Source organism: Micromonospora sicca (genome assembly GCF_003172935.1).
Taxonomy (GTDB): Bacteria; Actinomycetota; Actinomycetes; order Mycobacteriales; family Micromonosporaceae; genus Micromonospora; species Micromonospora sicca.
In genome coordinates this window covers 1-4,371 of the sequence record NZ_QGKS01000171.1, presented here as the reverse complement: position 1 = coordinate 4,371, position 4,371 = coordinate 1, and the positions used below count along the sequence as shown (strand labels likewise).

Genomic DNA, 4,371 nt, shown 5'->3' with positions numbered 1-4,371 from the left:
GCGGTGGGGGTGGCGGCCGGCGCCGCCAGCCCGGCCTCGGCGGCGAGCAGCGGCAGGGTGGTCGCCGCGCGGGTGACCGCCCAGCCCGGGTCGTCGATGAAGGCGTCGTCGTCCAGCCCGAACCGTTCCAGGCCGCGCTCGATGGCGTACAGGTCGGCGGCGTCGATGTCGGCGGAGCCCTTCACCTGGACCCGGGCGGAGTCGGAGCTCTCGCTGCTCCCCGCGGTGTAGGTGATGTCGGCGGTGACCTCGATCCAGCGTGGGCACGTCGGGGTGGCCGCGACCGGCGTGCCGTCCCCGAGGTTCGATCCGACGCTGACCACGTCGGACCCGCCCGCCAGCCGCCAGCCGTAGCAGATGCCCTGGCTGGTGCGGGCCTCCCTGAGGATGGGCACGGTGTCGGCGCGCTCGTCGGTCGCGGGGGCGGGGATGCTGAGGTCGTCGGAGCTGTCGCTCACGATCCCGACGACGAAGAGGCCGGCGACACCCAGGACGACCGCCGAGATCAGCCCGGCCTTAACTGCCGACCTGCCCGCCGCCGGGGACTTCGCGGCGGCCGGCGGCGGCCGCTTGCCGCCGGCCATCAGCTGATGGCGGCGGCGATGATCGCCCCGGTGGCGAGGTGGACGACCGCGGAGACCCAGACCGCCGGGTGCGGCTCCGGGTCCACCAGCAGCTCGCCGAGCTTGCCGGGGGTGGCCACGTCGAGCAGCACGAAGGCGGCCGACATGATCACCAGGCCGAGGACGCCGTACGCGGCCGCGCCGACCAGGCCGAGCACGAAGTCGTCCTCGCTGGCCACGATCGCGGCGACCACGATGACCCCGACCCCGGCCAGGTTGGAGGCGAGCAGCAGCGCCGCGTTGCGGTTGCGCTCGTGCCAGATCAGGTGGTTCAGCCGGCCCGGGGTGGCCAGGTCGACCAGCAGGTAACCGATGCCCATCAGGGCGACGCCGACCACGCCGTAGGCGAGGGTGACCAGCAGATCGGTGGCGAGGTTCTGCACTTCAGCTCCAGGGTGAGGGGGCGGAGGGGCTACTTGCCGGCGCCGGGGCCACCGCCCCGGACGGTGCTGCCGCGGCCCCAGCCCCAGCCACCGCCGACCACGTGGTGGTAGCGGGGGTAGGCGGTGCTCATCCGCTCCAGCAGGATCAGCGAGCCGGCGGCGACCGGCAGGATCACCACCGAGTCGTCGTCGTAGCGCAGGTAGACCCCACTGCCGTCGACGTACTGGTCGGCGGGCTGCCAGGTCTCCGTGATGTCCTTCGACACCTGGCTCGGGGTGCGCGTCGACGTGTACGCCACCGCGTCCCGGCCGATGTCCCGGCTGGACGCGCGGCGGTAGTGGTCCTGCACGTAGCCGCGTGGCGAGAAGTTGCCGTAGAAGATCGCGAAGGCGGCGATCAGCGCGCCGACCACGGCGACGGCCACCCCCACCACGATCCACCGCCGGTACGTCGTCCTCACAGTGCCACCTCGGTTCGCGACTGCGGGGCTCGCAAACCCGGCTCACTCCTCGCGCTCACAGTGCCACCTCGGTTCGCGACTGCGGGGCTCGCAAACCCGGCTCACTCCTCGCGCTCACAGTGCCACCTCGGTTCGCGACTGCGGGGCTCGCAAAACCGGCTCACTCCTCGCGCTCACAGTGCCACCTCGGTTCGCGACTGCGGGGCTCGCAAAACCGGCTCACTCCTCGCGCTCACAGTGCCACCACCGTCTCGGTCAGGACCAGCTCGTTGGTCTGGGGGTACGCGTGCCAGGTGCGCCAGCCGACCGTGCCGCCGGGCGGGTCGGGGCGTACGGAGAGCGCGGTGACCGCGTCCACGTCGCCGGGGAAGACGCCGACCAGCGCGTACGGGTCGTCGGCCAGTTCGGCGCGGAGCGCGGCGGCCCGGGCACGCAGGCCGTCGCCGTCGGGCCGGAGCACCGTGGCGGTGAACCGGTAGCCGGCGGCGGCGTCGTGCAGGGCGCCGGGCAGGTGCGGCGGACGGCCGGGCAGGCAGGCGACCGTCTCGGTCAGGCCACCGCAGACGACCTGGTGGGAGGCGCCGAGCAGGCGCAGCCGCAGGGTCGCACCGCCGGGCAGGGTCAGCTCCCGGACGTGCAGCGCGGGGCGTTCCGGGCCGCCGAGCGCCAGGCTCAGGTCGGCGGCGCTGGTGTCGACGTACGGCGCGTGCAGGGTGACGAGCACGCTCAGGCCCCCTTCTCCGGGCCGCCCTGCGGGTAGATCATCACCTCGGCCCGGTGCAGCTTCTCGCCGAGCGCCACCTCCCAGCCGGCTTCCCCGTACGCCTCGAAGGAGAGCCGGGCGCCGCCGGGCGCCTGGTAGTCGTGGTAGCGCATGGTGCCGCGCGGGTCGAGGCCGGTGCCCTCGGTGGCGGTGTAGCGGGCCTGGCCGGACTCGTCCCAGGTGTACCGGCGGCCGGCGATGTCGAGGGTCGGCGCGCCCGGGGTGACGGTGGCGGACGGTTCGGCGGTCCAGAGCACCAACTCCAGGTCCGGGTCCTCCTCGACGGAGAGCCAGCGCTTCACCCCGCCGACCTCGTCGAGCAGGTGTTCCGCCCAGCTCCACCCGCCCTCGACCAGGTGCACCGAGCCGCGGACCGTGTACGGCACCTGGCGGATCTCGACGATGTCGCCGGGCCGGAGCTTGCGGGGGTCACCGCGCAGCGCGTCGGAGTCCCGGTCGCGGAACGGGTCGCCGGGCGCTGGCGGGCGCGCCCCGGACCGGGCCTTGCGGAGCGCCACCACAGCGATCACGACACCGGCCACCCCGATCAGACACCCCAGCGTCGTCACCAGGTACGCCACCGAACCGTTCACGCCGACCGCCTTCCCACGTGCGTCGGCGCAGACGGTAACAACCCCGCGCACGCCGGGGAAAAGCCTCTCCAGCGAGTCAGCGATCAGCTACCGAGGGTGTCCGCGGTGGGGTCGGTCGGGGCCGCATCGGTCGACCCGGTCGGAGTCGGGTCCGGGGCGGACACCGCCGGGCCGGCGGGCGGGTGGGCGAGATGCAGCGCCGGCTCCGGGCAGATCATGTAGCCGGGCGGGAGCGCCGGAGTGGGCGCCGGGTAGCCCGGCGAGGGCGACCAGCCGACCGGCGGGTAGCCCGGCCAGGCCGCGGCGCCGACCACTGGGTAGCCGTAGCCGAGGGCCACCGGGTGGACGCCCGCCCGAGCAGCGGACGCGGGCCGGAACCAGCGGTCGGCCGCCGGGAGCAGGAGCAGCACCACGACGACGATCGTGAGCGCCAACACCAGCAGCACGCCGAGACCGCTGGCCCCGGAAACCAGGTCGGCGGGGTCACCCTGGGCGTAGAGGGTGTCGAGGAACTTCGACTGCTCCCAGTCGTCGCCGGGCGGCACGCCGTCGGACGGATCGAAACCGGGATCGGCGGACCCGGCGGCCAGCATGACCGGGATGAGGAGGGCGCCCGAGCACCCCTGCCCGAGGCAGAGCAGGAGCTGCGCGCCGGCGGCCACGAAGACCAGGATCCGGGCGGTGTTGCTGCCCCGGCCCAGCGGCAGCGCCGTGGCGGCGAGCCAGCCGGCCAGGAGCAGCGCCGGGACGCCGGTGACGAGCGCCATGAAGAGATTGCCCATCCGCTCGTCCGACACCTCGGCCGGGTCCGCGTCGGGGACCAGTCGCAGCGCCCGGTCGATCTGGCCGTCGTAGCGCACCGCTGCGACGATCACCAGTCCGATCAGGAGGAGCAGGACGACGACGGTCGCGAGCTGCAACCAGAAGGCGACGGTAACGATGGCCGGGCGGGCGGGGCGGGCCGGCGCGGCGTCGGGCGAGGTCATGGCTGGCAAGGTACGGCCTGCCCGCCAGGCGCCGGCACGACCGATCGGCCGGGGCCCGGCGACGAGTTGATCAGTTGGCGGCGAGGCGTTCGGCGGCGTAGTCACGGAGCGTCGCGCGACCCATCACGCAGCCGCTGAACGTCGTGAACTCGCCCTTGTCGTCGCGCAACGTCGCCCAGGCCGCCCGGCCCGCCTCCGGGTCGGCCCGGTCCAGCAGCGTGGCCGCGTACGCCTTCCCGGCCGCCGAACCGTGCTTGAGCAGCCAGTCGACCTTCTTCCGGGCCTCGGCGGGATGCTCGTCCAGCGCCCGCTCCACCTGCCGGTACGCCTCGGTCTCCGGCAGCAGCGTGGAGGCGATTCCCACCCCGCCGAAGGCGAGCGTGTCGGCCTTGGCCAGCTCCTTGACGGCGGCGTCCAACTCGCGGTCCTTCTTTCCGATCCCCAACATGCCCTCACTATTGCCCCGCGCCGGCCCGGTTGACCCGGTTGACCAAGAAGTTTGCGTCTCCGAACCCGCGTACCCCCGACGCGAACTTCTTGATCACCGCGGGCGGGTGGGGGC

General features: G+C 73.8%; 7 protein-coding genes. All 7 read right to left on the bottom strand.

The annotated features are described in order from the left end of the window. Positions 1–584 (bottom strand): hypothetical protein (locus DKT69_RS09175; protein WP_109801155.1); only part of this gene is annotated, 584 nt, incomplete at its 3' end. Then, a complete protein-coding gene (locus tag DKT69_RS09170; protein ID WP_109801154.1) occupies positions 584–1,006 on the bottom strand; it encodes a DUF350 domain-containing protein in 423 nt (140 codons plus the stop codon). The genes DKT69_RS09170 and DKT69_RS09175, both read right to left, overlap by 1 nt. A 29-nt stretch (positions 1,007–1,035) precedes the next feature. Continuing rightward, positions 1,036–1,467 carry a DUF4247 domain-containing protein gene (locus DKT69_RS09165; protein ID WP_109801153.1) on the bottom strand — a complete coding sequence of 144 codons (432 nt, stop codon included), beginning with the start codon at positions 1,465–1,467 and terminating at the stop codon, positions 1,036–1,038. 232 nt (positions 1,468–1,699) lie between these two features. Then, entirely contained in the window at positions 1,700–2,191 is a 492-nt protein-coding gene (locus DKT69_RS09160) for a DUF2617 family protein (RefSeq protein WP_109801152.1), read from the bottom strand. A 2-nt stretch (positions 2,192–2,193) separates the two neighbouring features. Continuing rightward, on the bottom strand, positions 2,194–2,823 hold the full coding sequence (locus DKT69_RS09155) for a DUF4178 domain-containing protein (protein WP_109801151.1): 630 nt from the start codon (positions 2,821–2,823) through the stop codon (positions 2,194–2,196). 83 nt (positions 2,824–2,906) lie between these two features. Further along, positions 2,907–3,809 (bottom strand): hypothetical protein, encoded by a 903-nt coding sequence (locus DKT69_RS09150; protein ID WP_109801150.1) that lies wholly within the window; start codon positions 3,807–3,809, stop codon positions 2,907–2,909. A gap of 70 nt (positions 3,810–3,879) precedes the next feature. Continuing rightward, a complete protein-coding gene (locus tag DKT69_RS09145; protein ID WP_109801149.1) occupies positions 3,880–4,257 on the bottom strand; it encodes a hypothetical protein in 378 nt (125 codons plus the stop codon). Between the last annotated feature and the right edge of the window lie 114 nt (positions 4,258–4,371).